The sequence below is a fragment of the Bradyrhizobium sp. genome (assembly GCF_016462955.1).
Taxonomy (GTDB): domain Bacteria; phylum Pseudomonadota; class Alphaproteobacteria; order Rhizobiales; family Xanthobacteraceae; genus Bradyrhizobium.
The window spans coordinates 8,125-11,162 of record NZ_JAEMSD010000205.1 but is presented as its reverse complement, the minus strand read 5'-3'; the positions used below and the strand labels follow the sequence as shown (position 1 = coordinate 11,162).

Annotated in this window: 3 protein-coding genes and 1 pseudogene; 1 reads left to right on the top strand and 3 read right to left on the bottom strand. The window is 64.9% G+C overall.

Features of this window, described 5'->3' with window-relative positions; all coding sequences use genetic code 11:
• The 3 genes and pseudogenes from JHD07_RS20670 to sdhC form a co-directional block, all read right to left on the bottom strand.
• Positions 1 to 826 (bottom strand): FAD-binding protein (locus JHD07_RS20670; protein WP_291625279.1); only part of this gene is annotated, 826 nt, incomplete at its 3' end.
• Positions 827 to 829: 3 nt separating this feature from the next.
• The gene (sdhD, locus tag JHD07_RS20665; protein WP_291625277.1) at positions 830 to 1,246 is read right to left on the bottom strand and encodes a succinate dehydrogenase, hydrophobic membrane anchor protein; all 417 of its coding nucleotides are present in this window, start codon (positions 1,244 to 1,246) and stop codon (positions 830 to 832) included.
• Positions 1,243 to 1,641, bottom strand: a pseudogene (sdhC, locus tag JHD07_RS20660) (succinate dehydrogenase, cytochrome b556 subunit). Before sdhC ends, sdhD begins: the two are co-directional and overlap by 4 nt.
• Positions 1,642 to 2,160: 519 nt before the next feature.
• Here sdhC and JHD07_RS20655 point away from each other — a divergent pair.
• A complete protein-coding gene (locus tag JHD07_RS20655) occupies positions 2,161 to 3,021 on the top strand; it encodes a sulfite exporter TauE/SafE family protein (RefSeq protein ID WP_291625276.1) in 861 nt (286 codons plus the stop codon).
• Positions 3,022 to 3,038 lie beyond the last annotated feature (17 nt).

Sequence of the window (3,038 nt, the reverse complement as noted above, 5' to 3'; positions counted from 1 at the left end):
CGCCCTCGGTGACGAGACAGCCGGAGCCGTAGATGCCGGTCGGGTGGAACTGCACGAACTCCATGTCCTGCATCGGCAGGCCGGCGCGCAACACCATGCCGCCGCCGTCGCCGGTGCAGGTGTGCGCGGACGTGCAGGAGGCGTAGGCGCGGCCGTAGCCGCCGGTGGCGAGGATCACGGTCTGGGCGCGGAAGCGGTGCAGCGTGCCGTCGTCGAGCTTGAGCGCGATGACGCCGCGGCAGGTGCCCTGGTCGTCCATGATCAGGTCGATGGCGAAGAACTCGATGAAGAACTCGGCCGCATGGCGCAGCGACTGGCCGTACATCGTATGCAGCATGGCGTGGCCGGTGCGGTCGGCAGCGGCGCAGGTGCGCTGCGCCTGACTCTTGCCGAACTCGGTGGTCATGCCGCCGAACGGACGCTGGTAGATCTTGCCGTCCTCGGTGCGCGAGAAGGGCACGCCCCAATGCTCGAGCTCGTAGACCGCGTCCGGCGCGTTGCGCACCATGTATTCGATCGCGTCCTGGTCCCCGAGCCAGTCCGACCCCTTGACGGTGTCGTACATGTGCCAGCGCCAGTCGTCCTTGTGCATGTTGCCGAGCGAGGCGGAGATGCCGCCCTGCGCCGCGACCGTGTGCGAGCGGGTCGGGAACACCTTGGTGATGCAGGCGGTGCGCAGGCCCGCTTCGCTGCAGCCGACCACCGCGCGCAGACCGGCGCCGCCGGCGCCGACCACGACCACGTCATAGGTGTGGTCTTCGATCGGATAGGCTTTGCCGTTGGTGGCGGGAGCGCCGTTGCCCGAGCCATTCGTTGTGGTGGCCATGGGTTACACTCCGGAGGACAGTTTCAGGACCGCGTAGGTCGAGGCGAGCGCCACTGCGGCCGAGAAGAAATTGTTGAGCATGATCGCGGTGAGCTTCAGCTTCTCGTTATGGACGTAATCCTCGATCACCACCTGCATGCCGATCTTCATGTGCCAGGCGCTGGCGAAGATGAAGAGAAGCAGGATCACGGCAACCGGGATGGAGCTGAGGGTCTGCGCAACGTAGACCTGGTTGCGGCCGAGCAGCATCATGATGATCACCAGCGCGGGAATCATCAGCAGAGTCATGGCGACGCCGGTGATGCGCTGGCGCCAGAAATCCGACGTGCCGGAATGCGCGGCGCCGAGATTGCGGACTCGGCCGAGAGGCGTGCGCATCGAGGGACGCGTCGGAGAGCCGTGGGATTCGTCGAAGCTCATCGGCCGCCTCCGTTCGCATAGGCAATGATCCAGATCAGCACCGTCAACGCGATGCCGCCGATCAGGGCGCCCCAGGTCAGCGCTTCGCGTTCATTGGCCTTGAAGCCGTAGCCGAGATCCCAGACGAAATGCCTGATACCGCTCAGCATGTGATGCATCAGTGCCCAGGTGTAGCCGAACACGATCAGCCGGCCGATAATGCTGCTGGAGAAGGCCTGGACATGGGCCTAGGCGGCCGGGCCTGAGGCCGCGGCGACCAGCCACCAGACCAGCAGCAGGGTTCCGACGTAAAGGGCGATGCCGGTGGCGCGGTGCACGATGGACAGAGCCATCGTCAGCGTCCAGCGATAGGTTTGGATGTGCGGCGAAAGCGGTCGTTCGATCCGTGCGGTCATGGGCAGCTTTTGATGTTGTTGCGGCCCAGCATGGGGCGCGCGGGGATCGCGAAAGGTTGGCTCTATTTACGGAGTCGATTTGGCCCACGCAATCACCAAATCGCCATAGATCGAACCTGGGTTCAGCCCTATAGCCTTGATGTAGCAAGGCCAATCTGCCCCTTGGTATACCAGCATGCCGGTCCGCCAACGAAATTAAGAATATAGATTCACTCTTTTGGAGGCGCGTTGGGCGCATTGAAATCACTATTGGAACGCCTCTAAGCCGTCACAATGCTCTCTCCATCACGCCGACCGGCAGGAGCAGAGCGCCGAGGCGCGGGCCGGCCCGATGTCACACGCGACCTGGTCACGTGCACCGCCTGCTGCTCCGTGTGGGATATGCGCTGCCTGCATTCCACCCCAGCCGGGCCGCGCGAGGTGTCGACCGGCCGGATCGGATCACCTACAGCTGCCGGCGCGGGCAGCTCCAGACGCAGGTCGGGGCGGGTTGCGACCGGTCGCCGGGGCGGATCAGGGGTGATTGCAGGTCTTGATATCAAGGAGATCGTCGAGCTCGCGTTGTTGCTGATCGCAACGGGCGCGCTCTCCGGATTCCTGGCCGGCGTGTTCGGCATCGGCGGCGGCGCCATCCTCGTGCCTGTGTTTTATGAATGCTTCCGCATTGCGGACGTGCCGCTGGAGGTGCGGATGCCGCTGTGCGTCGGCACCTCGCTCGCGGTCATCATCCCGACCTCGATCCGTTCGTTCCGCGCGCATTACAAGCGCGGCGCGGTCGACATGGCGATCCTCCGCGTCTGGTGGCTGCCCATCCTGATCGGCGTCGTCGTAGGCAGCGTGGTCGCGCGCTTCGCGCCGGAGCGGCTGTTCAAGATCGTGTTCGTCATCGTCGCCTGGTCGGCCGCGGTCCGCCTGATTTTTGCGCGCGAAGGCTGGAAGCTCGGGGATGATCTGCCGAAAGGCCCGTTGATGCGCCTCTACGGCGTCTGCGTCGGCCTCCTCTCGACGCTGATGGGCATCGGCGGCGGCCTGTTCTCGAACCTCTTGATGACGTTCTACAGCCGTCCGATCCATCAAGCCGTCGCAACCTCCTCCGCGCTCGCGGTGCTGATCTCGATTCCCGGAGCGCTCGGCTACATCTATGCCGGCTGGCCTGCGGCGGCGACCTATCCCGGTGTCGCGGCGCTGCAAGCCCCGTTCGCACTCGGCTACGTCTCGCTGATCGGCGCCGTGCTGGTGATGCCGATGAGCCTCGTGACTGCGCCGCTGGGCGTGAGGGCCGCGCATGCGATGTCGAAGCGCACACTGGAGATGGCGTTCGGATTCTATTTGCTGATCGTGGGCAGCCGGTTTGTGCTGAGCCTGTTGGGTGGGCAGTAGCCGTCACACCCTCCGTC